Origin of the sequence: Flintibacter sp. P01028, from assembly GCF_041925235.1 — a bacterium.
GTDB classification, from domain to species: Bacteria; Bacillota; Clostridia; order Oscillospirales; family Oscillospiraceae; genus Lawsonibacter; species Lawsonibacter aceti.
Map to the genome: position 1 here is coordinate 115,151 of NZ_JBHEVC010000007.1, position 24,042 is coordinate 139,192.

The window sequence follows — 24,042 nt, forward strand, 5'->3', positions numbered from 1 at the left end:
CTCTCCTCTCTTGACTCTTCGTAATAAAAAAAGAAAATATCACTCAAAGGAATTTCGCTCTGCCCGGCTGACCAGGGCAGAGGGGGACAGAGAAGATAGATAGACCGTGGGAGGGGACTTACCGTCCCCCGCTAAAATAAAGGACCTGGGAAGGTCATCGGTAAGCCAGACAGACCGACCCTCCCGTTCTGCCCGCTCTAAAAATTCCCGGGTCTTATAGGCCCAGCTGGCGTTGTCCAAATCGAAAATGGCCAAAATTTCCCGGTGAGGAAGTACCACGGACTGGCCTAAATACAAGTACATAACAAACTCCCTATTTTCTCCTTGACCACAAAAATGCTGGCAGTTCATAAAATACACAGCCAACCATCCAAAAAAATGCAATAGACGGAATGACAATCAGCTTTGCCCTCATATCTGCCCCTATGGGCAGATACCATGTAATCCAGCAAATCAAAAAAATAGCCCCGCTAACCAATAGAGATAATTTCTTCCCTTTTTTTCGGCCCCTTACAGACAGCCAAAATTGAAGGGAATAGGAGAGCGCCGCCGGCCAAGCTACCAGTCCTAGGGCTACCAGTCCACCATGTCCAAAGAGAGCGCCGCCGAACCAGGGGCTGGATAATTCCTGCCAATACGAAATAAGGTTCCGCAGCACAGTATCTTCCTCCATACAGCACATGATGAACTTTCTTATGAATCAAGCCCTGTCGGAGCCCTTTTAAATTAAAATCCCCGAACAAATTAAATTTTCTCTCTGGAAATTTTCCGCCGCCGCGACTTCGATTTGACGGCGCAAATACGCCGTTTTAGATATTCGTTACAATAGAGCCGTCTCGAATATGAAACACCCGACCACCCTCCAGCCCCTCCAGTTTTTCCTCCTCACAGCAGGTAATAAATACCTGGCCGCCACGGATGCGGTTAAGAACAAAGGCCTGCCGTTTCGAGTCCAGCTCAGACAGCACGTCGTCCAACAGCAGGACTGGCCATTCTCCTGTCTCCTCTTGAAAGATCTCCCGCTGGGCCAGCTTCAGGGATAGGACCGCTGTTCTGGTCTGGCCCTGGGAGGCGTAGGTTTTAGCCAGCTGCCCACCGATGGATACCACCAGATCATCCTTATGGGGACCGGACAAGCACTGGCGGGCGTCCAGCTCCGCCTGGCGGTGGCTCTCCTGGTGGGCCAGTAGCTGGGGAAGGATCTCTCTGGGCTGTGCCATGGGGTCAGTTACCGTGGACACTGTTTCATAGGACAGTTCCAGCCGCTCCCTTCCGCCGGAAAAATCGGCGTGGATGGCCGGGGCGTGTTTCTCCATCCGGCGGATAAAATGGGCCCGGTAGTGGATCAGGATGGCCCCGGTCTGAGCTAGGCGCAGATTAAAGTCATCCAGGGTCTGAAGCAGAGATGGGTTCTCCGGCCAGTCTCGCAGAATGCGGGTCTTGTGGTCATAAAGGCGGTTATATTCTGCCAATGCCTGACTGTATCGAGGGCGGAGCTGGCAGATGGCCCCATCCAGAAACCGGCGCCGGGCGGAGCTCCCCTCCCGGATAAGATACAAGTCCTCCGGGCAGAACAACACCGTGGTCAGGATCCCGGCCAGCTCCCCGGCTGTCTTAAGGCGTACGCCGTTGGAAAAAAGCTGTCTGCCTCGGCCCCGGAACAGCTTGGCCTCCAAAGTGAACACCCGGTCCCGACTGGCCACCTCCCCTTTGAGAAAAGCGGAGTCTATCCCCATCATGATCATCTCTCTGTCATAGCGGGCCCGATGGGACCGGGCGGCGGAGAGGTAGGCGACTGCCTCCAGCAGATTGGTCTTTCCCTGGGCGTTGTCCCCATATATCAGGTTGACCCGCGGGTCAAAGGAGGCCTCCAGATGGGTATAATTTCGAAAAAAATCCAGCTCTAAGGCGTTTACGATCATGTAACCACCAATTCAAGGGCGTGGTCGATGGCCGCCCGGTCCCCGGGGCGGAGCTTTTTGCCCCGCATTTCGCACACCTCGCCGTTGACTGTCACCCGTCCCTCCTGGATGATAAGCTTGGCGTCGCCTCCGGTCTCCACCGCCCCGGCGAACTTCAGTAAATCCTGGAGCTTGATAAATTCAGTTTTTATTTTGACCTCATGAGATTCCATAGCGGCCTCAACTTTCTAAGGTTATTGTTTTGGCTTCCATACCGCAATTCCAGCAGCGATACAAGGCAGCAAAAAGATGGGGAGAGCAGCGTGTCTTGTTACATATCGATAAAAGCTCCAATGTTCTCTGGAATAAACATGCCCCAAGGTCTGATATACCAGAAAAAAGCCAGCAATCGCTACGATACAGACCAGGACCGTAATACCTGTCACAAGGCCCTGCTTTCCCTCTTTTTTACATAGGTAGCTGGCTGAAATAAGAAGGATACAGGCAACATAGTGTCCAAATATCCAAAACACCAAGGGAATCCAGAATGAAATGAGAAGGAAAAATCCCAGAAATCCCAATACATTGATGAAATAGGATTTATGCCTCTGCCAGAGCGTCAATCGGTCGTTCTGTTCCATGGTATCCTTCCTTTCTGTTCTCTCTGTTTTTTGGTCCCGGTCTTTAATTGGCCTTCAAACGGACGGGCAGCACCATATAAATGAACTTCTCCTCCCCCTCGGCGGGCAGGATGACACAGGGGGCCACACCGGAGGTAAACTCCATCCGGAGCTTGTCAGCGGGGGCGGCCTTCAGAGCGTCCATCAGATACTTGTTGTTAAATCCAATCTCCAGCCCGCCGCCGTTGCCACTAATAGGGCACCGGTCGGCGGTGTCGCCCAGGGCGGTCTTTGTCGTAATATCTACCACCCCATCCCCAAAAAGGCAGCGAAGGGGAGATTTCAGCTTCTCGCTGATGATAAGGGACACCCGGTCAATGGAGGACAAGAGTGCTTTAGCTTCCACTTCCACTTGAATCGTGTTATTTCGAGGAATGGCGTTCTTATAGGGCAGAAACTCTCCCTCCAGCCTGCGGCAGACCAGAAGGATATCCCCGGTCTGGAACAGGATATGCCGGGCTCCCTGGATAATGGTCACCTTTTCTTCCCCGGAGCAGATTTTTTCCACCTCGTTAAGAGCGGAGCCGGGGACCACAAAGGAGAATGCCTCGGCCCCGGTTTTTTCCTCTACATCTTCCCGGCGGAGAGCCAGACGATAACCGTCCACAGACACCACAGTGAGGCGGCTGCCCTCCACATCAAAGAGGGAGCCAGTATGGATGGGGCGGCTCTCGTTGTCGCTGACGGCAAAGAGAGTCTGGGCAATCATGGACCGGAGCACAGGCTGGCTCAACACCAGAGAGTTCTGCTGGTCCACTGAGGGCAGTTCTGGAAACTCCTCGGCATCGGTGCCCAGGATGTTGATTTCATACATCCCGCATTTGATATTGACCGAGTAACCCTGTGAGGAAAAGACCACCACATCATCTGGCATTTTCCGGCAGGCCTCCCCCAGCAGGCGGGCGGAGAGAACCAGGGAACCCCCCTCCTTGATCTCCGCCGGTACCGTAGCTTGGATGCCAGTTTCCAGATTATAACCAGTCAGCTTCAGCTGTGCTCCGGCCTCGATGAGAATGCCCTCCATGGCGGGGATAGAGCTCTTAGCCGCCACTGCCCGAGAGGCCACGGTAACAGCGGAAGACAGCAGGGCCTTTTCACAGGAAAATTTCATATGGATTCCTCCGATCTCTTTCTCTCTCCCGGAAGGGGAGAGGACAGGATATATTTCGTAGTAGTTAGCCGTAGGAGAAAAAATTGTGGAAAGATGGCTGAAAGCTCTGGGGGAGTAAGAAAATAGCTTCCACAGGGGATGTGGATAGAGAAAAGCTCTTTTCCACAGAGAAAAAATTATCCACATTGGTCAACAGATAATCCACAAAAAAAGGTGGATAACTTATGTGTTCTCTGATTTTTTCAAGATCTCCTATGGGTCTATCCTTCGCGCTTCTTTATTCGTACCGGCTGTTGATGTTGGCAGTGATGTCCTTGACAATCTCCGCCTTTTCCGAGTCGCTTTTGATGGACTCCTCGATTTGACGGATGGAGTGGATGACTGTACTGTGATCCCGGCCGCTGAACTCCTGGCCGATCTCGTCCAGAGAGAGGTTGGTCATCCTTCGGATCTGATACATAGCGATTTGGCGGGCCAACACGATGTCCTTGGACCGGCCTTGGCCCCGTAGAATGGTAGGTTCTATGTTGTAGAACTTGCATACCTCGTCAATGATAACATCCGCTGTGGGCAGGATATCCGACTTTTCCTTGAACATATCTTTTACCGCCCGGACCACGGTGTCCTTGTCCACAGTGGCGCCCATCAGATCCCGGTAAGCCATGATCTTGTTGATGGTCCCTTCGATCTGCCGCACGTTGGCGGTAATGTTCTCGGCGATGAGTTGGAGCAGAAATTCGGGCAGGTCCAGCCCCATACGGACAGCCTTAGTTTTAATGATGGCCATTCTGGTCTCATAGTCGGGAGGCTTGATATCGGCGGGCAGGCCCTGCTCGAATCGGGTCTGAAGTCGCTGGTCCAGCCGAAGCAATTCCTTTGGGGGGCGGTCAGAGGTGAATACGATCTGGTGCCCGGCCTCGTACAAGGTGTTGAAGGTGTGGAACATCTCCTCCTGGGTGGACTCCCGGCCGGCGATGAACTGAACGTCGTCCATCAGAAAGACATCCGCCTCCCGGTATTTCTCCCGAAACTGCTGATTGCGGCCCTCTCGGATGGCGGCTACCAGCTCGTTGGTAAAGGTGTCCCCCTTGATGTAGACGATCTTATAGTCTGGATGGTTGGCGTGGATGGTGTGGGCGATGGCGTAGAGTAGATGGGTCTTGCCCAGTCCGGATTCGCCGTAGATAAACAGCGGGTTGTAGCCCGCCCGGCCCGGAATATCGGCCACCGCCCGGGCGGCGGAGTAGGCGTATCGGTTGGAGGAGCCTACCACAAATCGCTCGAAGGTATAATCGCTGGTGCCGGGAAACAGGATATCCTGTTTAGCCGCGCTGGTATTCTCCAGCTCTTTTTCCGTCAGGACCACCACCTTCAGGTCCATAGAAAACAGTTCTTTCAGGGCTGCCTCGATCTTCGGAATATAGAGGGATTTAATCACGCTCTGAGTATAGTCGTTTGGGGTCGATATGGTAAAACTGTCCTCAGTGAGGGATACGGCTTTCGCGTCGTCAAACCATGTTTTGATGGTGGTAGGGCTCAGGCCTTGCTGCTTCATCAGTTCGATGACCTTTGCCCAGATATCGTCGGCAGGGTTCATTGGAGTCCTCCTTAAAACAGTCTGAAAACTTGGAAAGCGCCTTCCCCTGCACAGAGAAGGCGGCTGGTCGGTTTCATCGGGATGTTCCTGAAAATAGGATTTTCCATACTGAACATTATACCAAAATTGGGGCTGGACCGCAAGGATTTCCCTTTATTTTTATTTATAATGTAAGGGAAAAAAATAGTCCAATTTGTGTATAGGAAAGATATCTGACACAAGATGTAGAGATATGAGGAAAAAGAGAGAAAAAAGTTGACTCAGATGATAAAAAAGATGGTTGACATCAGGTCCCATCATCGTCTATAATGAGTAACGCTTTCCTGCAAAGGGGCTATTGTACCCATTTTTGCGGAAATACCGGCCGGGGTCTATCCGGCGCCGGAAAGAGCAGACCGCAGTTTCTTTGGAAACTGTTGTTGGGCCGGGAAAGCCGGCTTGAGATCAAATGAGGAGGTGTCCCCCATGCTTCGTACCTATCAGCCCAAGAAGCGCCAGCGTTCCAAGGAGCACGGCTTCCGCAAGCGTATGGCCACCCGCAATGGCCGCAAGGTGCTGGCTCGCCGCCGCGCCAAGGGCCGCGCCCGCCTGACCCACTGATGAGACTGGCGGGACCAGAGTCGTCCCGCAAAACCATCCTGGGATGAGCGGAAGACCGGATCTGATGCAGATGCGGTGAGAGGACACGATTTTATAGATCGGGCAGAAGGGGCGTGGGATCTGATCCCCCGCCCCAAACGCACATACGGAGATTCCTGTAAACCAATGGAGATGCCCTGGACAGAGGGAGGCGTATCATGAAGCACACCGTTTCATTGAAACAGAATCATGAATTCCGCCGCCTGTACAACAAAGGAAAAAGTGCGGTGTCCCCTTATTTTGTGGTATATTGCCGCAAAACAGGCCGGGACCAGAGCCGGCTGGGCATTACCACTGGCGTGAAGCTGGGCAACGCTGTGAAGCGCAACTTTGTCCGCCGCCGTATCCGGGAGCTGTACCGTACCAATGAGGAGAAGTTCCTCCCAGGTTTCGACATCGTGGTAGTGGCCCGGACGCGGGCCATCTTTGGCCGGTACAGGGAACTGGAGCGCAGTTTTCTCCAGCAGATGAAGAAGTTGGGACTTATGGCCCAGTCCGACAAAAAGGAGGACAGGCCATGAAATGGCTGCTCCTGAAGCTCATCCGGTCCTACCAGCGCAATATCTCGCCCCTGCGCCCCCCTTGCTGCCGCTTTATCCCCACCTGCTCTGCCTACGCCCTGGAGGCAGTGGAGAAATACGGCGCTCTCAAGGGAGGCTGGCTGGCCCTGCGCCGCATCCTTCGGTGCCACCCCTTCCACCGGCAGAGATCGATCCAATATGATCCTGTCCCGTAACGAGACCGGGCCCGCCGCCCCAACCTGATTTGTGGAGGTAACATTGTGGGTATCATACTAAAACCCTTTGCCTGGCTGCTGCTGACCTTTTATAATATCTTTAACAGCTACGGCCTGGCCCTGATCCTGTTCGCCATTGTGATTAAGCTCATTCTCTTCCCTGTTTCTCTGAAGAGCAAGAAGAGCATGATCCAGATGAATTTGCTCTCCGGCAAGATGCAGCAGCTGCAAAAGCAGTACGGCAAAGATCGGGAGCGCTATAACCTTGAGGTACAGAAACTTTACGAGCGGGAGAAGGTCAACCCCATGGGCGGCTGCCTGTGGTCCCTGATCCCTATGATTGTGCTCATCGCGCTGTATGGCATTATCCGCGAGCCGATCACCTACTTCATGAACCTGTCTATGGACCAGATCAAGGAAGTGGCCCAGCTGCTAAACTGGGATACCGTAGCGGTCACCCAGGGCTGGGTGACCCAGGCCATGATGGACAAGGCCGGCGGCGTCTTTGAGAACGGCGCCTATAATCAGCTGTATCTGCTGTCCCTGATCAATGACTCCAATCTGGCTTCGCTCCAGGCTGCCCTGGGTGAGGCCGGCAGCGGCTTATTTGTTATGAACTTCCAGTTCCTGGGTCTGGACCTGTCCCTCATCCCCACTTGGAAATTCTGGACCGGCGGCCTGAAATGGAGTTCGATTGGCCTGTTTCTCCTGCCCTTGGTGTCCACCGGAGTGTCCTTCCTATCCATGAAGGTGTCCATGGCCACCAACAAGATGAATACCAAGACTCAGAATGCCCAGATGGACCAGACGAATAAAATAATGATGTGGATGATGCCGCTGATGTCTCTGTGGATCGGCTTTACCGTTCCTGCCGGCCTGTCTGTCTACTGGGTGGCCCAGTATTTCGTCACCATGGCCCAGGAGGTCATCTGCGGCAGGATGCTGAAGAAGGACTATGAGGCTGCCCGGCTGGCCGCTGAAGAGCGGGAGCGCCAGGAGAAGGAAGAGGAAAAGCGCCGTAAGGAGGAGGCTCGTCTGGAGCGGGCCCGCCGCATCGAGGAAGAGAAGCAGAACAAGGGCAAGAAAAAGTCTGGTCAGAAGAAGAAAAAAGATGAGGAACCCGATCAGGAGGGCGTCAACAAGGAGGACAGCCGGGAGGGCATCCGAGCCTACGCCAGGGGCAGGGCTTATATACCCGGCCGGTTTGGCGGCGTCACACCCTATCAGGATCCCAATATCCTGATCCGTGCCCAGATGGAGGCTCAGGCCGCCGCCAAGGGAAAAAAGAAGGGTCAGCCCGCCCCTGAGTCCCAGGCGGAACAGCCTGCCGCTCCCGTTCAGACGGAGCAGCCGGCGGCTGAAGCCCCAGCTCAGGAGGAGTTAGATGTCCAGTCCGCCCAGGCTGTGGAGGAGCGGATGTCCTCTGCCGCTGAAGTGACCGAGGAAGCCGAGACTCAGGAAATCGAGGTCGAGGTAGAGGAAATCGAGGTCGAAGTGCCGGATGAGGACGAGAAGAAGGAGGGTATCTGACTATGATCAAGTGGATTGAGACCACCGGACGCTCTGAGGAGGATGCCATCTCCGCCGCCCTGTTCCAGCTGGGCCTGGACCGGGACGATGTGTCTGTTGAAGTGATTGAGCGGGCAAAATCCGGATTTCTGGGTTTTGGCAGCAACCCCGCCAAGGTCCGTGTGAGCTATGAGGTGGAGGATGGCTCTCCCAAGCCTATGATGGAGGACCTGCTGGAGGAGATTTCTGTCCGCCAGGAGAAGCCCAGACAGGTGGAGAAAAAGCCTCAGCCCAGGGAGGAGCGTGTGCTGTCTGCCGCTCCTGTCCAGGAGAAGGAAGAGGAACAACCCGCCGCCCCTGTGGAAGAGGAGACTATTTTGTCCGCTAAACCTGGCTGGAAGAGCCAGCAGCCCCGCCGGGACCGCCGGAATGAGGGTAAGCGCCGTCCCGCGCCTGGCCAGCTCCAGGAGGGAGATGAGGTGCTTATCAGCAGCAGGGAGCACAAACCCCTGCGGACAGAAACGCCCGCGGTCCCCGTATCTGAGGACGATGAGAAGGCCCAGAAGATTGCCACATTCCTCACCGGTCTGATGGAGCACCTGAATGTGCAGGCCGCTCCTGAGATTTTTGTCACCGAGGAGGGCAACTATAAGGTGCGTCTCCAGGGGCAGGATCTTGGGGCTATCATCGGCCGCCGGGGAGAAACGCTGGACGCTATTCAGCAGCTGACAAACTACGCCATCAATCATGGTCAGTCTAAGCGGGTCCGTATCCACGTGGACGCTGAAGGTTATCGCTCCAAGCGGGAGGAGGCCCTTCAGCGCCTGGCGGTGAAGGTAGCTGGCAAGGTGGTCAAGTACCGGAAGAATATGACTTTGGAGCCCATGAATGCCTATGAGCGCCATGTGATTCACACTGCTCTTCAGGACTATCCCAATGTTACCACCTACTCCACCGGTGTGGAGCCCAACCGCCGCACTGTGGTGGCCTATGCTCCCGGTCAGAAATAAGAGAATGCACGGGCGGCGGGAGAAATTTTCTCCCGCCGCTTTTTTTCAGTTGGAGGTGTCCCATGCCTACGCCTTTATATGACGCGGTGAAAAAGTACGCGGACCAAGAGCCTTTCCGATTCCATATGCCGGGGCACAAGGGAGGGCCTGTTCCCCTGATGGCGGAGCTGAAGTGGATGACCCCCATTGACCTCACCGAGCTGCCCCCTACCGGGAACCTGTACGAAGGGGGTGAGCCCTTTGCTTCCGCCCAGGCTCTATGGGCAAAGGAGTTTGGCTTTGAATACTGCCAATTTCTCACCGGCGGCTCTACCCAGGGCATCCACACCGGACTGGCCCTGTGTTGTCCGCCGGGGAGTAAAGTGCTAGTGGACCGAAACTGCCACCGGGCGGTGTTTAACGCCATGGCTCTGCTGGATCTGGAGCCCATCTATCTGGAGCGCCCTTGGCTGGGAGAGGAAAGCCTGATCGGTCCGATTTCCCCGGAAACTGTGGAAAATATGCTGTGCCAATGTCCTAAAATAAAAACAGTTTGTATTACTTCTCCAACATATGCCGGTGTGTTATCAGATGTTGGCACAATTTCTCGTCTCGTTCACGCCCATGGTGGAAAACTTTTTGTAGACGGCGCCCACGGCGCCCATCTGCCCTTCCTAGGTCTGGCTCCCTTCTGGGAAGCGGATGGAGTTGTAGTGTCTGCCCACAAGACCCTTCCCACCCTGGGACAAGGGGCCCTGCTCTTTACCAATGGGATGGACCCGGACCGGGTGCGGCAGTTGGCCTCGGTCTTTGGCACCTCCAGTCCCTCCTATCCCATTATGGCCAGCATGGACACGGCCCGAGAGTGGATGGTCAAATGGGGACATCACGACTACCGCCGGACCGCTCTCCGGGTGGCACAGCTGCGGGAGCAATTCCCCTCCCTAAGAGAAAAAAGACTGTCACTGGATCCCACCCGCTTTGTTCTCAGCGTCCAGAACGGTCCCGCTTTTACCCGTGCGCTGGAGAAGCGCGGCGTTTATCCAGAGATGGAGGACGGGGGCCATGTGGTCTTTATCTGTACCCCCTTTGATAACAGCTTTTCCCTGAGTGCGCTGGAGAGGCGGCTGGAGGAGCTGCGGGAGCAGATGGGACCCTGTCCGCCCATTCCAGCTCCGCCTCTGCCGGAGCAGGCCATGTCTCCCCGGCAGGCTCTCTTTGCCCCCAGCCGGGTCTGGCCGCTGGAGGACTGTGAGGGGGAGGTGGCCGCCTGTCAGATTGCGCCTTACCCTCCGGGAGTACCAGTAGTGGCTCCCGGCGAGGTAATCTCAAAAAAATCGCTGGCCTATTTGAAACAAATAGGATATAATATAAAATCAGAGGTGCGGATTGCCGCCCTCTGATGGAGAATGTTCCCACAAGTGAGGAAGGTTATGGAATTTTCGGCCTTGGCTGGCAACGACAGGTTGAAGGAGCAGCTCTCCCAGCAGGAGAGCGGCCGCGGCCTGGCCCACGCCTACATTATTTCAGGTCCAACCGGCTCCGGCCGGCATACTTTGGCCCGGCTGCTGGCCGCCGCTATGGTATGTACGTCCGATAGCGGCAGCAGGCCCTGTGGAAAATGCTCCCCATGCAAAAAGATAACCGCTGGAATCCATCCAGATTTTGAGATTATTTCCGGCCCGGAGGAGGGCAAACCTATCACCGTGGATCAGATCCGAGCCCTCCGAAGCGACGCATATATACGTCCTAACGAGGGGAATCGGAAAATCTATCTGCTGGAAGGGGCAGACCAGATGAATGCCTCCGCCCAGAATGCCATGTTGAAGCTGTTGGAGGAGGGCCCTGGATATGCCGTCTTTCTGCTGTTGGCGGAGAACGGGGGGGGACTGCTTCAGACAGTGCGCTCCCGGTGCGAGGAACTGGTGCTGTCCCCTGTTTCTGTGGTCCAGTGCCAGAGCTGGCTGAAGGACCGCTTTCCCCAAAAAAGCTTGGAGGAGATCCAGACAGCCGCCCTGGATTGCCAGGGTGTTCTGGGCCGGGCGGTGGACCGGCTGTCTGGGACCGACGAGAAAACCAGGACCAGAGAGGAGCAGGCGGACCGGCTGGCCCAGGCCGTGGAGGAAGGTACGGAGCTGCAGCTCTTTGAGGCGGCCATGGTTTTGGATAGGATGGACCGGGAGGAGCTGAACCGACTGCTGGACAGTCTGGAGGCGGCTCTAGGTGCCCGAATTGGTAGGAGCGGCGACCGCCGTAGATCCCTCCGGGGAGTAGAGCTGGTCCATCAGCTGAGGAGGGCCTCACAGCTCAACGCCAATTCCGGTCAGATGGCTGGCTGGTTATGTGCCGGGATGTTCATAAAGGAGTGAGAACTCCGGGAGCGGAGCGGGGAAAAGGCGGCACAGCCGCCGGCCCCGCGTATCCACTCTGGAGAGAAGAAGGAGAATCCCCTATGGTAGAGATCATCAGCGTCCGCTTTCAAAGCGGCGGAAAGCAATATTATTTCAACCCCGATGGACGGCAGTTCCAGATAGGGGACGGGGTCATCGTGGAGACCTCCAGGGGTACGGAGTACGGTGAGTGTGTACAAGCAAACTCTATGATCGATGAGATCGAGCTCACCGCCCCCCTGCGCCCGGTGATCCGGGTGGCCACGGAGGAGGATCGGCAGACAGTAGAGGCCAACCGAGAGAAGGAGAAGAAAGCCTTTTCCATCTGCCAGCAGAAGATTGCCGAGCATGGCCTGGATATGAAGCTGGTCAAGGCGGAGTACAGCTTTGATGGCAGCAAGGTGTTGTTCTTTTTTACCTCCGAAGGGCGGGTGGACTTCCGGGCGCTGGTCAAGGACCTGGCCGGGGCCATCCACGCCCGTATCGAGCTGCGCCAGATCGGCGTGCGGGACGAGGCCAAGATGCTGGGTGGATTAGGCATCTGTGGAAAGCCCTTCTGCTGCTCCCAATTTTTGGATGAATTCCAGCCTGTGTCTATCAAAATGGCAAAGACGCAGAACCTGTCCCTGAATCCCACCAAGATATCGGGTACCTGTGGCAGATTGATGTGCTGCTTGAAGTACGAGCAGGAGGCATATGAGGACCTGGTGAAGCACGCCCCGAAGCAGGAGTCTTTTGTGGAAACTCCAGACGGAGCGGGCACTGTGTCCAGCGTTAACCTGCTCCGTCAAACAGTCCAAGTTCGGCTGGAGTCGGCACCGGAGACCCCCAAATGCTACCATAACTGTGAACTGTGTGTGATCCGAAATGGGAAGGGAAAGCGGCCGGAGGGCTATGTGGAGCCACCTTTGGAGCAGTTGGCCCAGCTGCGCCGTAAAGTAGAGGACGCCCCGGAGGAGAAGCGGGAGTTCAGCGGTGAGGGCTCCTCTCTGGCCGCCGCGCTGGAGGAGGTTTTCAGCCGCCGGGAGGAGAGCCAGACCCCACCCCCGCCCGCTGTGGAGCAGGAGGGGGGCGAGGAGCGCCGGGAACGCCGTCGCCGCCGCCGACCCAGAGGGGAGCGGCGTACCGCTGGAGAGCAGGAGGGCCGTACTACGGAGGACCGCCCCCGCCAGGAGCGGAAGGAGCAGCGGCCCCAGGAGATTCAGAGCGGCGAGGGGCAGCCCAAGTCCGCCGGGACCGAGGGGAGCGAGAAGCGGAACAGCCGTCGCCGCCGCCGCCGGCCTAGAGGGGGCAGCGGCCCCAGGAGTGAACAGCCCCAGGAGTGAGCTCTGCTCCCATCGCACTGTGGCAGAGAGATAGGGACCCGGTCTATTCGCGGAGAGGGCCGGGTCCTTGCTTTTGATTTGAGAAGAGGTGGAAAGGGATGGATGGCTTCCTCCACGCGCTGTCCGCTGTGTCAGTGCTGCTGATGCTCATGTCTGTGGGCTACTTTATGGGAGTCAAGGGCTGGATGACCACTAGGGAGAAGCGATTTGTCAGCCGGTACATCGTAAACATCGCAGTACCATGCAACTGTGTGGTGGGACTGCTGGATAATCTGAGCCATAATGATTTGGCCCAGGCTGGACTTCTGGTGGCGTCTGGAGTCCTGGGAGTGGGGGTCACACTGCTGATATCTACCGCTGCCGCAGCCCTGCTCCATCTGCCGCGGAAGCGGTGGGGCGTCTTTGTGGCTATGGCTGGGTTGTCCAATACCCTGTTTATTGGCATCCCGGTCTGTACTCAGTTGTTTGGTCAGGTATGTATGCCTTATGTGATGCTATATTATCTGGCCAACACCATTTTTGTACAGTCGGTTGGGATCTTGCTTATTGAACGGTCGGGAGACAGACCGGCCTCTAGAGGCGGAGTGACCGGCTTTTTTTGGGACTTGGTGACAAAGCCGCCTATTCTTGCCCTTCTATTGTCCTTACTGCTCCTAGTAGCGGATCTGAAATTGCCGGAGCCGGTGATGCGGTTCGCGGAGTACATCGGGGATTCAGTTTCCCCTCTCGCGTTAATTTACTGCGGGTTTATTCTCTATGAATTGGGGCTGAAAAATTTGAGACTGATGCCCGGACTGCCTGTTATGCTGGTGATACGTCTGGGGCTTTCCCCGGTGATTTGCTGGCTATTCTGTATGCTGTTCGGTGTCAGTGGGCTGGCCCGGGATGTCTTTGTGGTGGAGAGCGCTCTGCCGGTGGTCAGCCAAGTTCCTGTGCTGGCTGGGGCCTATGGCGCAGACGAGGAGTACGCTGCTGCTGGAGCTTGCTTGTCCGTGCTAGTCTGTCTAGTGACGATTCCCTTTTTAATGCTGGGTCTGGGATGAGGAGTGGACCCAGGACCAGTTTGGCACCAAATTGGTTGGTACTGAGTTTGAAAAATGGGTGGAATAAAAAGCCGGCGAGTATAATTACTCGCCGGCTTTCCTATTCTGGTTTAACAGGGGCAGCGAATGGAGGGCCGACGGCCTAGGCTGCTTACAGCAGGCCCAGATCGTATTTCCAGCCCAGTACCCGCTCCACGGCCCGGTCCAACAGCTCCTGGGGGATGACATCGTCCTCCAGTGCCTGGAGGATCTGGGGGATCTGTTCCTGAAAGTCAGTGGTGACCAGCATATCGTTGCCAGCCAGCAGGGCCAGAACAGCGGCGGAGCCGTCAGCGGCATACTGATCTATGGCGTCCATGGCCAGGTCGTCAGTGAGCGCCACTCCCTCAAAGCCCAAGCCCTGCCGCAGCAGTTGGTGGACCGCTGGGGAGAGGGAGGCGGGGAGATCCGGGTCCAGAGCCGCCATGATATTGTGGGATACCAGCACGGCGGTCATCCCATGGTTGGAGGAGGCCTGGATGCCGGCCTGGAAGGGGAGGAGATCCCGCTCCCAAAACAGCTCCAGCGGCCGTTGGTCCAGGGCGATGCCGGTGTGGGTGTCCACATTGTCTCCATAACCTGGGAAATGCTTTAGCACAGAGCCCATGGTATCCACTGACATCTGCTCTACCACCTGGGCGATGTAATCGCCGGTTTCCTCTACGCCCTGACCCAGCGTGCGGTCGTAAATAAAGTCGTCGGGATTCGTGGACAGATCGGCCACCGGGGCAAAATTCACATTGATGCCAAGAGAGCGGAGCAGCTCGTCCTTTTCCTGTGTGTCAGCCAGGATAGCTTCTATCCCGCCCTGTTCATACAACGCCTGGGGGGACTGGAACCGTTGGGGCCGTAGTTTTGGGTTGGAGCTGACCCTGACCACAGTGCCCCCCTCCTCGTCCACGCCGATTAGCATAGGGATCTCCACAGCCGACTGGTAGGAGGCGATATCCTCCTTGACCTGCTCCGCGGTCTTGTCCTTAAAATCCCGGCCGAACAGAATATATCCCCCCAGATGGTACTGGCTGGCCAGAGCGGCTCCATCTTCCTGTGGGCAGCGGGCAAAGAAGATCTGCCCCACTTTTTCCTCCAATGTCATGGAGGAGAGGAGGCGGTCAATGGTCTCCCGCCGGGGGTCGGGGACTTCCTCTGGGGAGGTAGAGGGTTCGGTGGTTGAGATAGAGGGCCCCGCCGGGACGGCTGGCTCGTCAGGGCCTTCAGAGGAGGTCTCAGGCGCGGAGGTACAGCCTGTCAGCAGAAAAAAGAGTAGGAGCAGGGAGAGACATCGTTTCATGGTATGCTCCTTAACAGAATGTGGTACGCAGAGTGCCGATGCCCTGGATGGTCACCTCCACCCAGTCGCCCGGCTTTAACCAGCTCTTTTGGTCAGCGGGATAGCCGTGCATCACACCTTGGGGGGTGCCGGTGAAAATCAGATCTCCGGGCATCAGAGTAAAGTGATGGGACAGGTCAGCGATGATCTGGGCCAGGGGGAAGATCATGTCCGAGGTATTGGAGCTCTGCCGCACCTCCCCGTTGACCGTGCTGGAGATGTCCAGATGGTTGGGGTCCAATTCTCCGGCAGGGACCAGGCATGGGCCCACGGGGGCAAAACCGTCGAAGGTTTTGGACAGCACCCACTGGCCGCCCCGGGCAAACTGCAGGTCCCTGGTGGACAGGTCGTTGCCGCAGGTGTAGCCAAAAACATAGTCCAGGGCATCCTCTTCGGACACGTTCCGGGCGGGTTTTCCGATTACAGATACTAATTCTGCCTCATAATCATACTCTTTGTAATCTGGAATCAGCTTGACACAGTCCCCATGGGCAGCCAAAGCGTTGGAAAACTTGTTGAACAGCACCGGGGCAGGGGGGATGGGCAGACCACACTCCTTGGCGTGCTGGCGGTAGTTTAGACCGATGCAAAAGATACGGTCTGTGCCAGTGACCACCGGGGCCAGGGGAGCGCCGGTAAAACACTGAGGGTCCTGGAGCAGGGGGGTCAGCAGCCGCTCCAGCTCGCCAGCGGGGAGGGCAATGGCGGCGGCCATATCTTCTGGGACCGTGACGCCCAGGCGGGTGGCCTCGGCAGCCGCGTCTACCACCCCTCTTTCGGTCTGGAGTCCCAGGGCGGGCCTTCCATTGCGCCAAAATTGCACCAGTTTCATAAACGATCTCTCCTTTTGTATCAAATCAGGGGCAGTCCCGCGAAGGGCTGGCATCGGTGGCGGGACAGGGTTCCGGTACCACTATGGTAGCATATCCGCCGGGGAACGGCAAGGAGAACCGTAGAAAAGGCAGGTGGCCATCCATTCTACCGCTGAGAGGCCCAGAATCCGTGTATATTGCAGTAGGCGTAAGCAGCTTCCACCTGGTCGCCGTCGGTTAGCAGAAACGTAGCCTTGGGCTCCTGACCGGGGACCAAAAAGCGGCACTGCCTACTGTTAGCACACTCCAGCACGATCCACTGAATATAGTGGACAGATAGCATGGGGTGGGGCTGAGTGCCCACATGGACAGTGACCTCGTTCCCGTTGATAGACAAGATGGGGACGTGGACCTCTGGAGAACCTCCACCAGAGCCGGAGGCCAGAGGCCGCATCCGCCGCCCGCAGGAGGAGATGGGGGTACCAAAATTATTCAGAAAGGTGACGACCTCGCTGTGAGGGGAAACGGCGTAAAAATTCATTGTAAAAGGCTCCTTTCCCGTAATACTGAGATATTCTATGCGGTGGACCTGGCAGTGACTATAAAAAAACCGGAGTCCCATGGTACATGGGACTCCGGTGGATGCCAGGGGAGAGGCGATTTCTCCCCGGCGGTTTTTTCCATGTGGATAACAGCGACGGGTAGGGCACCTAATTGTTTGGCGTTTCTCTCTACAAAATAGAATTTTGTGGATGACAGGACAGGAGAATCAGGCTTCCGGCTCATCCTGTTCCCTGCGGGTGACAGCAATGCTCAAATCGTCCAGCTGCTTGTCATCCACAAAGTCCGGACAGGCCATCATTAGGTCAGAGGCGTTCTGCACCTTGGGGAAGGCGATGACGTCCCGGATGGAGGGAGCGCCGGCCATCAGCATACACAGCCGGTCCAGACCATAGGCCAGGCCGCCGTGAGGGGGAGCGCCGAACTTGAAGGCGTTGACCAGATGGCCAAAGCGCTCCTGAATGTCCTCCTCGCTGATACCCAGAGCCTGGAACGCCTTTTCCTGCATCTCCGGGGTGTTGATGCGGATGGAGCCGCCGCCCAGCTCGGTGCCGTTAAGAACGATATCATAGGCCCGGGCCCGGCAGTGGGCTTTATCGGTGAGGATCTTGTCCTCGTCCTCTACCATGGGGGCGGTGAATGGGTGGTGCATGGCCTGGTAGCGGCCCTCCTCCTCAGACCACTCGAACATGGGGAACTGGGTCACCCACAGGAAGCGGAAGTCCTTGGGGTCCAGGATATTCAGCTGACGGGCTACTTCGCACCGCAGGGCGCCCAGGGCGGCCCATACCACGTCGTTTTTCTCGTCGCCTACGATGAGGATCAGGTCGCCGTCCCTGGCGCCGGCCCGGTCCAGAATGGCCTTGTTCTCCTCTTCAGTGAGGAACTTGGCGTAGGAGGAGGTCACTTGGCCGTCCACCATCCTTGTCCAAGCCAAGCCCTTGGCCTTATAGGTCTTGACGAAGTCCACCAGCTTGTCGATTTTCTTCCGGGGGAAGTCGGCAGCGTGACCGTTGATGTTGATCAGCCGGACGGAGCCGCCGCCTGCCACTGGACCGGAGAACACGCCGAAGCCGCAGTCCTTTACAATGTCGCTGATGTCGGTAAGCTCAAAGCCGAAGCGCAGGTCGGGCTTGTCAGAGCCGAAGCGGTCCATGGCCTCCTGCCAGGGCATACGTTGGAAGGGGGTCTGAACATCCACATCCAGCACCTCTTTGAATACCCGCTTCAAAAAGCCCTCCTGGATGGACATGATGTCGTCCTCGTTGACAAAGGACATCTCCAGGTCGATCTGGGTAAACTCAGGCTGGCGGTCGGCCCGCAGGTCCTCGTCCCGGAAGCACCGGGCGATCTGGAAGTAACGGTCAAAGCCGGACAGCATCAGCAGCTGCTTGTACTGCTGGGGGGACTGGGGCAGGGCATAGAACTTGCCAGGGTGTACCCGGGATGGGACCAGATAGTCCCGTGCGCCCTCGGGGGTGGACTTGGTGAGGACGGGGGTCTCAATCTCCAAAAAGCCCTGCTCATCAAAGTAGTCCCGGCAGATCTTGGTGATCTTGTGGCGGGTGGCGATGGCCGCCTGCATCTCCGGGCGGCGCAGGTCCAGATAGCGGTACTTCAGCCGCAGCATATCATTGGCCTTGGAGTGCTCCACAATCTCAAAGGGAGGGGTCTCGGACTTGGCCAGCAGGCGCAGCTGGGTGACATAGACCTCGATATCTCCGGTGGCGATCTTGTTGGTCTTGGACTCACGCTCCCGCACCAGTCCGGTGGCGGCCACCACAAACTCCGCCCGGAGAGAGGCGGCCTTTTCAAAGATGGCCTTGTCGGTGCTGTCGTCGAAAGACAGCTGGACCAGCCCAGTGCGGTCCCGCAGGTCCACGAAGATCAGGCCGCCCAGGTCCCGCTGGCGCTGGACCCAGCCGCAGAGGGAAACCGTCTTGCCGACATCGGACAGGCGCAGGTCCCCGCAGTAGTTGGTGCGGTGAAAGTTCTGAAGGTTATCCATAAAAATCAACTCCAAATCGTATTATTTATAAAAATAATATCAAATTGTATTACATGACGGTCGGTTTTGGGGCATGGGAGGCAATGAAGTCTACCACCTCCTGCTGAAAAGTGGTCCCTCCTGTGGGGTGATAGGTCCGGCTGGCCCCAGTGCTACTGTTGGCCACCGCCCGTGGGCCCCAGAAGTCAATGGACCACTGGAGCTCCCCCCGACGGAAGTAGATGGAAACGGCGTATGGGGACAGGGTGACTACCTGGGTGTCGGAGGCCCGACCCAGGCGGAACAGATCGGAGAGACCCCGCCGATAAGAGGAGGAGTCCAGCAGTTCTTTTAGCTGGTCATAGGGCGGGGAATCGAGAGGGAATTCCACTGTCTGGATAGGCAGACCGTCGCCCGGGTCAAAGGGGGAGAGGATGGCATAGCAGGAGGTGAATGCCTCTTCCGGCTGAGTGTAGTAGGGGAGGATATCCCAGAGGCTACGGGGCCAAAAGTACCACAGCCCAGCAATAGTGAGGGCGGCTGCAAGAGTAATAAGAAGTGAAATACGCTTCTTTTTCATTAAAATGCTCCTTTTTTGGTCAGTAAAATCAACTCCAATTTATATCGTATAGTAAGATTGCTAAAAGTATATCGTTAAGCGCCGTTTTGGCAGCTTTCCAGAAAGGCGATGACCTCCTGTTGAAATTCCTGGTTGCCATCGGGGAGATAAGTCCTGGATTTGCCAGGGAAAGCCAGGGGGTTGACTAAGATTAGGTTGCCGGGGAGGATGAGTTCCATGTGGCGGCCGCCGGAGTGGAAAAAGACCCGCGCATGAGGGTCCAGGGTGATTTGAACGGTGTCCTCCGGGATCCCAATATTTTTTCCGGGGACTTGATAAGTCGTACTGGAGAGCAGGTCCAGCAGTTCATGGAACTGCCCGGTGGTCAAATCAAAGCAGAGTGCGTTTTCCCGGTCGGAATAGTCCATCTGTACGTCGCAGGCCTCAATGTCCTCTGGGGAGAGAGGAAGGATATCAGCCAGAGTCTGGGGCCGATAGTACCAGCTGCGCCATCCAAAGAAAAGGGCGGCCAGAACGGCCAGCACAGCCCCGGCGATGAGAAATTGCTTCAACTGGTTTTTCATCATGGCAGCACTCCTCTCTGTGATTCGTGTTGGATAGGGGAACGGCTGCGTTCTATGGGGTTTGGCCGACGCTGATCTTCTCCAGATGTTCCCCCAGCGAGTGGGGCGGAAGGGGAAGAAAGCGGTTCCACCTCCCTGGCGCTGAGGCCGGCAGCCAGAGAAAGGTGCCGTCCCAGTAGGCCATGCACTCCGGGGTACAGCCGGAAAGATAGTAAACTGCAATCCCGCCGTCCGGGGCCCCGGGCAGGGAGGGGAAGGGGAGATAGTCCTGCCCTCGGAGAGCGGTTAGAAGTTCCCGATAGTTCTGTCCCTCATCAAAGGTGACAGGGGTATCGCTGAAACCGGGGAAAGTACCCTGGCGAACCACAGTGAAAGAATCTGTCGGTATTGCGGGCGGCTCTATATCATAGCCCTGAAAAGCATTGTCAAAGGTAGTCTGCCCCATCAGACAATATAGCGTTCCGGCAACCATGACAAGTACCAGGATGACCAAAGAAAAAATGGCTTTTTTCTTCATCTTTTTTATTCCTTCAGAAAGTAGGTAGACTGCAATTCCGCCATCCAGGGCCCCGGGCAGGGAGGGGCTGCTTAGAGTCGGGTGCGTTACTCCATACACGACTGCAAAAAGGCTGAAAGCGCCTGATATTGGGCCAGACTGTCCCCCTCCGGGCGGTAGGTAACGGAATCGCCCCGATAGGTAAGGGGGTTGACCAGCAGGAGTTCTCCGTTCAGCATCAGCTCCGAGTGGCTGGAGCCGGAGGTGTGGAGATAGATCCGGATCAGAGAGTTTGTTTCCGTGGAGAGCCCGCTGGCGGAGCCCTCCCGCCGGTAGGTGGATTGCGAGAGCCGCTCCAGAAGATCCTGAGTCTGTGTCTGGGTGAGCTGGGTGTGGAGAGATTTCTCCTGAGCCGGGTCGTCCGGATAGAAACATTCGAGGGTAGCGTAGCACGCAGTGACTTCCTGGAGAGAAAACGGAAGGAGGGAGGAAAACTCTCTGGATCGATCCAGCCACCGAAACCCTAAAAATAACGCCAGGAGAAGACCGACTGCCAGGAATAAGATGTAAGAACACTTTTTGACAGCTTTCATGGTAACCCCCTTTTTGCGGCGGAGAGGAAGATCTCGTCAGCGGACGGCTCAGCTTTCCCGGTCCCGGATGGGTGTGCCCCGATTCAGTTGTTCCAACCCCCTTCGGATATGGGCCACGGCCTCAACGGAGGGCAGCTTCACCTGCTCGCCGGTACGCAGATCCTTGACAGCGGCCACGCCGGCGCGGATCTCGTCCTCTCCCAGAAAGACGACATAGGGGATAGCCAGCTTATCGGCATAGGAAATCTTCTGCTTGAATTTTTTCTGTTCCCCGTGGATCTGGGTACGGATACCGGCATCCCGCATGGTGGTGGCCAAAGAGATGGCGGGGGAGAGGTCCTCGGTCATGGGCAGGATGAGCACGTCGGCGGGGGCGGTGTTCAGATCCTGATTCAGATAGCCCTGATCCTCCAGAACGAAGAACAGGCGGGTCAGGCCGATGGAAATTCCAACTCCGGGGAGTTGTTTATCGGTATAATATTCCGCCAAGTTATCATATCGGCCGCCGGAACAGATGGAACCGATTTCCGGATGGTCCAGCATGGTGGTCTCGTAGACGGTTCCGGTGTAGTAATCCAGCCCACGGGCGATGGTCAGGTCCACGGCAAAGTGGCTCTCCGGCACGCCAAAGGCGGCCAGGTACTTTGTGACGGTCCGCAGTTCGTCCAGTCCAGTGTCAAAGAGCGCGTGACGGCCCCGATAGCCCTCCAGAGCGGCAAGGACTTCTCCGTTACAGCCCTTGATGGCGATGAATTTCAGGATCTCATCGGCCTGGTCCTGGGTGAGGCCGATGTCCTCCCCAGTGAGGAGGGCGGCTACCTTCTCCCCGCCGATCTTGTCCAGCTTGTCCACGGTACGCATGATGTCTCCGGACTTGTCTGTCAACCCCAGCATGGCGTAAAAGCCATTGAGGATCTTCCGGTTATTCACCCGGATCTGGAAGCGCCGCAGGCCCATTTTGGAAAAGGCCTGATAGATGATGGCGGGGATCTCCGCCTCGTTGGAGATGTCCAGTTTGCCATCGCCAATAACGTCGATGTCCGCCTGATAGAACTCCCGGAATCGGCCCCGCTGGGCCCGCTCTCCCCGATAGACCTTGCCAATCTGGAAGCGGCGGAAGGGAAAGGTGAGCTGGCCATAGTTTTGGGCTACATACTTGGCCAGGGGAACGGTCAGGTCAAAGCGGAGGGACAGATCCGTGTCCCCCTTCATAAAGCGGTAGATCTGTTTTTCTGTCTCTCCTCCTCCCTTGGCCAGCAGCACCTCGCTAGACTCGATGAGTGGGGTATCCAAGGGGGTGAAGCCATAGAGAGAGTAAGTTTCGCGCAGAATGGCCGCCATCCGCTCAAACTGGGCTTGCTGCGGAGGCAGCAGCTCCATAAAGCCGGACAGGGTGCGGGGCTGTACTTTGCTCATGGTATCAAGATCCTTTCTTTGGTGGAAATGAAGTAATGGGATTGGCTGGTTAGAATAAAAAACACGCTCTCCTCCCATGATTGGGACGAGAGCGCGGAACGCTTCGTGGTGCCACCCAATTTCAGACGCCTCCGGCGTCCCTCTGACCTTCTGTTGCGGGAAGGGGACCGCACCCGTCTCCGGGCCCGCTGGTGGCACTGTCTTCTCCGGAGCCGGACCCTAGGGCCCTCTCAACCAAGGGGCCCCTCTCTGTTGGGCGACATACCGAATACTAATGAGCCGTCATCACGGTGATTTATCGATCTTACCCCAGCGGGGAAGAAAAGTCAAGCCTTATAGGGCAAAGGGGACCCGATTGGGATTCATGCCCTCCCGCCAGTCCAGGTCGCCCCGGGCCAGCCCGTGAATGAGCAGCTCGGCGGTGGCCACGTTGGTGGCCATGGGCACGGAGTGCTGGTCACACAGCCGGGAGATGTAGAGGACGCTCTGATCCATCTCGTTATCCAGAGGCGAGTTGAAGAACAGCACCAGGTCAATCTCATTATAAATGATGCGCTGGCCGATCTGCTCGATCCCACCATGCTCATGGGATAAAAACAGGTTGACGGGCAGGCCGGTGGCCTCCATAACCATGCGGCCGGTGGCGTTGGTGGCGCATACCGTATGCTTGGACAGGATGCCGCAGTAGGCGGTGCAGAACTGGACCATCAGATCCTGCTTTTTGGTATGGCTCATGATCGCGATATTCATAAGGCGTTACCTCCTTCTCCGGCGGAGACTTTGCCGCCAGGCTTTGTGGGGCCAACGTAAAATACTGATCTATTTTTCCGTAGGCCGCCCTGTGGAAACGGACCCCTGTAGGCGGGGTATTTCCATTATACTTCCTATTTTTTCTGGCCAGGGGCGCGTCTTGGCCAGGGGGGTTACCGGATGCGCATGATGGGAACCTGATTGCCGTCCAGACGGAGGGCAATGTTCCAGCAGGCCAAGGCGGCGCCCCGTCGCCCCTGGGCGGTCAAGGGCTGGCCCAGGTTGGCGGCCAGCATGACCTGATCGTCCTCCGGCACCACCCCAATCAGAGGCAGGCCGGCGGTGTTCATGGCATCGTCGATAGTGGCCCGCAGCTTCCGGAGGAGCTTGGGCTGGATACGATTCATGATCAGGTGGACCTGGCGGATACTCTCCAGCTCGCAGACTGTACGCTGGGCGTCCCGCAAAGAGGAGGCATCATTGGTAGCGATGACCAGAGCTCGGTCGGCTCCGCAGATGGCCAGCCGAAAGCCGGCCCCCAGTCCAGCGGGGGAGTCAATGAGGATGTAGTCATATTGCCCCCGGGCGGTATCCAGCATGGCCCGGACCTTGTCGATGGTCAGACTGGGGGACAGGGACATAGGGGCAGTGAGTAGGGACAGCCCCTTCACATCGGGGTGGTCCACAGCCCCTCTCGCCAGGGGACAGCGGCCCAGCGCCACGTCAGAAAAGTCCATCAGGGCCCGGTCACTGAGACCAAGGGTGATGTCCAGATTACGCAGGCCGATGTCCATGTCGATACATAGTACCGTGTGGCCCATCAGAGCAAGGGAGGCGGCTACGCCGCCGGTGATGGAGGTCTTTCCAGTCCCTCCCTTCCCGGAGGTGACGGCAATGACAGTTCCCATAAAAACCTCCTAACTCACCAAATCAAGTGTACCCACAATTTGGGATTTCGTCAACTATTTCACAAAAAATTTTCGTCTAAAACCTGT

Annotated in this window: 26 protein-coding genes; 9 read left to right on the forward strand and 17 right to left on the reverse strand. The window is 56.8% G+C overall.

Annotated features, from left to right (window positions below; genetic code table 11):
• Positions 1 to 39: 39 nt before the first annotated feature.
• From remB to dnaA, 6 genes are all read right to left on the reverse strand, one after another.
• Positions 40 to 303: an extracellular matrix regulator RemB gene (remB, locus tag ACEVJK_RS12285; protein ID WP_147572516.1), complete on the reverse strand. Its 264-nt coding sequence runs from the start codon at positions 301 to 303 to the stop codon at positions 40 to 42.
• 506 nt (positions 304 to 809) lie between these two features.
• Complete coding sequence (gene recF, locus ACEVJK_RS12290; protein ID WP_147572518.1) at positions 810 to 1,922, reverse strand: DNA replication/repair protein RecF; 1,113 nt, start codon at positions 1,920 to 1,922, stop codon at positions 810 to 812.
• Entirely contained in the window at positions 1,919 to 2,134 is a 216-nt protein-coding gene (locus ACEVJK_RS12295; protein WP_147572519.1) for an RNA-binding S4 domain-containing protein, read from the reverse strand. Before ACEVJK_RS12295 ends, recF begins: the two co-directional genes overlap by 4 nt.
• A gap of 21 nt (positions 2,135 to 2,155) precedes the next feature.
• Positions 2,156 to 2,542: a hypothetical protein gene (locus ACEVJK_RS12300; protein WP_340405895.1), complete on the reverse strand. Its 387-nt coding sequence runs from the start codon at positions 2,540 to 2,542 to the stop codon at positions 2,156 to 2,158.
• A 43-nt stretch (positions 2,543 to 2,585) separates the two neighbouring features.
• A complete protein-coding gene (gene dnaN, locus ACEVJK_RS12305) occupies positions 2,586 to 3,692 on the reverse strand; it encodes a DNA polymerase III subunit beta (RefSeq protein ID WP_147572521.1) in 1,107 nt (368 codons plus the stop codon).
• A 277-nt stretch (positions 3,693 to 3,969) separates the two neighbouring features.
• On the reverse strand, positions 3,970 to 5,289 hold the full coding sequence (gene dnaA / locus ACEVJK_RS12310) for a chromosomal replication initiator protein DnaA (protein WP_147572522.1): 1,320 nt from the start codon (positions 5,287 to 5,289) through the stop codon (positions 3,970 to 3,972).
• Positions 5,290 to 5,754: 465 nt separating this feature from the next.
• Here dnaA and rpmH point away from each other — a divergent pair, with 465 nt between their 5' ends.
• From rpmH to ACEVJK_RS12355, 9 genes are all read left to right on the forward strand, one after another.
• Positions 5,755 to 5,889 carry a 50S ribosomal protein L34 gene (rpmH, locus tag ACEVJK_RS12315; protein ID WP_040649988.1) on the forward strand — a complete coding sequence of 45 codons (135 nt, stop codon included), beginning with the start codon at positions 5,755 to 5,757 and terminating at the stop codon, positions 5,887 to 5,889.
• Positions 5,890 to 6,086: 197 nt separating this feature from the next.
• Entirely contained in the window at positions 6,087 to 6,449 is a 363-nt protein-coding gene (gene rnpA, locus ACEVJK_RS12320) for a ribonuclease P protein component (RefSeq protein ID WP_186853222.1), read from the forward strand.
• Entirely contained in the window at positions 6,446 to 6,664 is a 219-nt protein-coding gene (gene yidD / locus ACEVJK_RS12325) for a membrane protein insertion efficiency factor YidD (protein ID WP_147572524.1), read from the forward strand. Before rnpA ends, yidD begins: the two co-directional genes overlap by 4 nt.
• A 45-nt stretch (positions 6,665 to 6,709) precedes the next feature.
• On the forward strand, positions 6,710 to 8,194 hold the full coding sequence (locus ACEVJK_RS12330; RefSeq protein WP_374740698.1) for a YidC/Oxa1 family membrane protein insertase: 1,485 nt from the start codon (positions 6,710 to 6,712) through the stop codon (positions 8,192 to 8,194).
• A 2-nt stretch (positions 8,195 to 8,196) separates the two neighbouring features.
• Positions 8,197 to 9,183, forward strand: a complete 987-nt coding sequence (gene jag / locus ACEVJK_RS12335) for an RNA-binding cell elongation regulator Jag/EloR (protein ID WP_147572526.1) — start codon at positions 8,197 to 8,199, stop codon at positions 9,181 to 9,183.
• A 62-nt stretch (positions 9,184 to 9,245) separates the two neighbouring features.
• On the forward strand, positions 9,246 to 10,565 hold the full coding sequence (locus tag ACEVJK_RS12340) for an aminotransferase class I/II-fold pyridoxal phosphate-dependent enzyme (protein WP_374740699.1): 1,320 nt from the start codon (positions 9,246 to 9,248) through the stop codon (positions 10,563 to 10,565).
• Between the two features lie 30 nt (positions 10,566 to 10,595).
• On the forward strand, positions 10,596 to 11,531 hold the full coding sequence (locus ACEVJK_RS12345) for a DNA polymerase III subunit delta (RefSeq protein WP_374740700.1): 936 nt from the start codon (positions 10,596 to 10,598) through the stop codon (positions 11,529 to 11,531).
• Between the two features lie 83 nt (positions 11,532 to 11,614).
• Positions 11,615 to 12,877 carry a stage 0 sporulation family protein gene (locus ACEVJK_RS12350; RefSeq protein ID WP_147572529.1) on the forward strand — a complete coding sequence of 421 codons (1,263 nt, stop codon included), beginning with the start codon at positions 11,615 to 11,617 and terminating at the stop codon, positions 12,875 to 12,877.
• 98 nt (positions 12,878 to 12,975) lie between these two features.
• Positions 12,976 to 13,920: an AEC family transporter gene (locus ACEVJK_RS12355; RefSeq protein WP_374740701.1), complete on the forward strand. Its 945-nt coding sequence runs from the start codon at positions 12,976 to 12,978 to the stop codon at positions 13,918 to 13,920.
• Between the two features lie 151 nt (positions 13,921 to 14,071).
• On the opposite strand, the gene ACEVJK_RS12360 is transcribed toward ACEVJK_RS12355, so the two are convergent.
• The 11 genes from ACEVJK_RS12360 to ACEVJK_RS12410 form a co-directional block, all read right to left on the reverse strand.
• Positions 14,072 to 15,250, reverse strand: a complete 1,179-nt coding sequence (locus tag ACEVJK_RS12360; protein ID WP_147572533.1) for a glycoside hydrolase family 3 protein — start codon at positions 15,248 to 15,250, stop codon at positions 14,072 to 14,074.
• Positions 15,251 to 15,260: 10 nt separating this feature from the next.
• A complete protein-coding gene (locus tag ACEVJK_RS12365) occupies positions 15,261 to 16,121 on the reverse strand; it encodes a fumarylacetoacetate hydrolase family protein (RefSeq protein ID WP_147572535.1) in 861 nt (286 codons plus the stop codon).
• A gap of 146 nt (positions 16,122 to 16,267) precedes the next feature.
• Positions 16,268 to 16,642, reverse strand: coding sequence for a desulfoferrodoxin family protein (locus ACEVJK_RS12370; protein WP_240288863.1), 375 nt, complete (start codon positions 16,640 to 16,642; stop codon positions 16,268 to 16,270).
• A 228-nt stretch (positions 16,643 to 16,870) separates the two neighbouring features.
• Entirely contained in the window at positions 16,871 to 18,670 is a 1,800-nt protein-coding gene (gene aspS, locus ACEVJK_RS12375; RefSeq protein WP_240288862.1) for an aspartate--tRNA ligase, read from the reverse strand.
• Positions 18,671 to 18,719: 49 nt separating this feature from the next.
• Positions 18,720 to 19,229, reverse strand: a complete 510-nt coding sequence (locus tag ACEVJK_RS12380) for a hypothetical protein (RefSeq protein ID WP_186853215.1) — start codon at positions 19,227 to 19,229, stop codon at positions 18,720 to 18,722.
• 74 nt (positions 19,230 to 19,303) lie between these two features.
• Positions 19,304 to 19,795 (reverse strand): hypothetical protein, encoded by a 492-nt coding sequence (locus ACEVJK_RS12385; RefSeq protein ID WP_147572541.1) that lies wholly within the window; start codon positions 19,793 to 19,795, stop codon positions 19,304 to 19,306.
• 49 nt (positions 19,796 to 19,844) lie between these two features.
• Positions 19,845 to 20,309: a hypothetical protein gene (locus ACEVJK_RS12390; protein ID WP_374740702.1), complete on the reverse strand. Its 465-nt coding sequence runs from the start codon at positions 20,307 to 20,309 to the stop codon at positions 19,845 to 19,847.
• Between the two features lie 86 nt (positions 20,310 to 20,395).
• On the reverse strand, positions 20,396 to 20,881 hold the full coding sequence (locus ACEVJK_RS12395) for a hypothetical protein (RefSeq protein ID WP_374740703.1): 486 nt from the start codon (positions 20,879 to 20,881) through the stop codon (positions 20,396 to 20,398).
• A gap of 48 nt (positions 20,882 to 20,929) precedes the next feature.
• Positions 20,930 to 22,297, reverse strand: a complete 1,368-nt coding sequence (gene hisS, locus ACEVJK_RS12400; RefSeq protein WP_374740704.1) for a histidine--tRNA ligase — start codon at positions 22,295 to 22,297, stop codon at positions 20,930 to 20,932.
• A gap of 333 nt (positions 22,298 to 22,630) precedes the next feature.
• The gene (locus ACEVJK_RS12405) at positions 22,631 to 23,047 is read right to left on the reverse strand and encodes a methylglyoxal synthase (protein ID WP_147572547.1); all 417 of its coding nucleotides are present in this window, start codon (positions 23,045 to 23,047) and stop codon (positions 22,631 to 22,633) included.
• A 173-nt stretch (positions 23,048 to 23,220) separates the two neighbouring features.
• A complete protein-coding gene (locus ACEVJK_RS12410; RefSeq protein WP_147572549.1) occupies positions 23,221 to 23,955 on the reverse strand; it encodes an AAA family ATPase in 735 nt (244 codons plus the stop codon).
• Positions 23,956 to 24,042: the final 87 nt, after the last annotated feature.

What these genes read in the sequence shown, in the direction of transcription:
- remB (WP_147572516.1), bottom strand. Translation starts at nt 303, where the DNA reads ATGTACTTGTATTTAGGCCAGTCCGTGGTACTTCCTCACCGGGAAATT.
- recF (WP_147572518.1), bottom strand. Translation starts at nt 1,922, where the DNA reads ATGATCGTAAACGCCTTAGAGCTGGATTTTTTTCGAAATTATACCCAT.
- ACEVJK_RS12295 (WP_147572519.1), bottom strand. Translation starts at nt 2,134, where the DNA reads ATGGAATCTCATGAGGTCAAAATAAAAACTGAATTTATCAAGCTCCAG.
- ACEVJK_RS12300 (WP_340405895.1), bottom strand. Translation starts at nt 2,542, where the DNA reads ATGGAACAGAACGACCGATTGACGCTCTGGCAGAGGCATAAATCCTAT.
- dnaN (WP_147572521.1), bottom strand. Translation starts at nt 3,692, where the DNA reads ATGAAATTTTCCTGTGAAAAGGCCCTGCTGTCTTCCGCTGTTACCGTG.
- dnaA (WP_147572522.1), bottom strand. Translation starts at nt 5,289, where the DNA reads ATGAACCCTGCCGACGATATCTGGGCAAAGGTCATCGAACTGATGAAG.
- rpmH (WP_040649988.1), top strand. Translation starts at nt 5,755, where the DNA reads ATGCTTCGTACCTATCAGCCCAAGAAGCGCCAGCGTTCCAAGGAGCAC.
- rnpA (WP_186853222.1), top strand. Translation starts at nt 6,087, where the DNA reads ATGAAGCACACCGTTTCATTGAAACAGAATCATGAATTCCGCCGCCTG.
- yidD (WP_147572524.1), top strand. Translation starts at nt 6,446, where the DNA reads ATGAAATGGCTGCTCCTGAAGCTCATCCGGTCCTACCAGCGCAATATC.
- jag (WP_147572526.1), top strand. Translation starts at nt 8,197, where the DNA reads ATGATCAAGTGGATTGAGACCACCGGACGCTCTGAGGAGGATGCCATC.
- ACEVJK_RS12340 (WP_374740699.1), top strand. Translation starts at nt 9,246, where the DNA reads ATGCCTACGCCTTTATATGACGCGGTGAAAAAGTACGCGGACCAAGAG.
- ACEVJK_RS12345 (WP_374740700.1), top strand. Translation starts at nt 10,596, where the DNA reads ATGGAATTTTCGGCCTTGGCTGGCAACGACAGGTTGAAGGAGCAGCTC.
- ACEVJK_RS12350 (WP_147572529.1), top strand. Translation starts at nt 11,615, where the DNA reads ATGGTAGAGATCATCAGCGTCCGCTTTCAAAGCGGCGGAAAGCAATAT.
- ACEVJK_RS12355 (WP_374740701.1), top strand. Translation starts at nt 12,976, where the DNA reads ATGGATGGCTTCCTCCACGCGCTGTCCGCTGTGTCAGTGCTGCTGATG.
- ACEVJK_RS12360 (WP_147572533.1), bottom strand. Translation starts at nt 15,250, where the DNA reads ATGAAACGATGTCTCTCCCTGCTCCTACTCTTTTTTCTGCTGACAGGC.
- ACEVJK_RS12365 (WP_147572535.1), bottom strand. Translation starts at nt 16,121, where the DNA reads ATGAAACTGGTGCAATTTTGGCGCAATGGAAGGCCCGCCCTGGGACTC.
- ACEVJK_RS12370 (WP_240288863.1), bottom strand. Translation starts at nt 16,642, where the DNA reads ATGAATTTTTACGCCGTTTCCCCTCACAGCGAGGTCGTCACCTTTCTG.
- aspS (WP_240288862.1), bottom strand. Translation starts at nt 18,670, where the DNA reads ATGGATAACCTTCAGAACTTTCACCGCACCAACTACTGCGGGGACCTG.
- ACEVJK_RS12380 (WP_186853215.1), bottom strand. Translation starts at nt 19,229, where the DNA reads ATGAAAAAGAAGCGTATTTCACTTCTTATTACTCTTGCAGCCGCCCTC.
- ACEVJK_RS12385 (WP_147572541.1), bottom strand. Translation starts at nt 19,795, where the DNA reads ATGATGAAAAACCAGTTGAAGCAATTTCTCATCGCCGGGGCTGTGCTG.
- ACEVJK_RS12390 (WP_374740702.1), bottom strand. Translation starts at nt 20,309, where the DNA reads ATGAAGAAAAAAGCCATTTTTTCTTTGGTCATCCTGGTACTTGTCATG.
- ACEVJK_RS12395 (WP_374740703.1), bottom strand. Translation starts at nt 20,881, where the DNA reads ATGAAAGCTGTCAAAAAGTGTTCTTACATCTTATTCCTGGCAGTCGGT.
- hisS (WP_374740704.1), bottom strand. Translation starts at nt 22,297, where the DNA reads ATGAGCAAAGTACAGCCCCGCACCCTGTCCGGCTTTATGGAGCTGCTG.
- ACEVJK_RS12405 (WP_147572547.1), bottom strand. Translation starts at nt 23,047, where the DNA reads ATGAATATCGCGATCATGAGCCATACCAAAAAGCAGGATCTGATGGTC.
- ACEVJK_RS12410 (WP_147572549.1), bottom strand. Translation starts at nt 23,955, where the DNA reads ATGGGAACTGTCATTGCCGTCACCTCCGGGAAGGGAGGGACTGGAAAG.